Origin of the sequence: Pedobacter sp. N36a (genome assembly GCF_014472395.1) — a bacterium.
In the GTDB taxonomy this organism is placed as follows: Bacteria; Bacteroidota; Bacteroidia; order Sphingobacteriales; family Sphingobacteriaceae; genus Pedobacter.
In genome coordinates this window covers 1-216 of record NZ_JACSZW010000082.1, presented here as the reverse complement: position 1 = coordinate 216, position 216 = coordinate 1, and the positions used below count along the sequence as shown (strand labels likewise).

Sequence of the window (216 nt, the reverse complement as noted above, 5' to 3'; positions counted from 1 at the left end):
TGGCTACCAGGGTAAATACCACGTTACTGCCTACCGCCGGTGTCGCATTGTCAACAGTTTTAGTCAGAGACCTGTCTGTAGTTGGTGTCGGAACCGGCGTAGAAGTCGGGGTGTTGTTACCTGGAGTCGGATCATTTTCTGTTCCGGTAATCGTTGCAGTATTGGCATAAATGCCTGCTGCATTGACCTTAGCGGTAATGGTTAAGGTTGCAGTAG

General features: G+C 49.5%; 1 protein-coding gene. It reads right to left on the bottom strand.

The features are described from left to right. On the bottom strand, positions 1-216 hold a 216-nt coding region (locus H9X96_RS22620), incomplete at both ends, for a DUF11 domain-containing protein (RefSeq protein WP_187668448.1).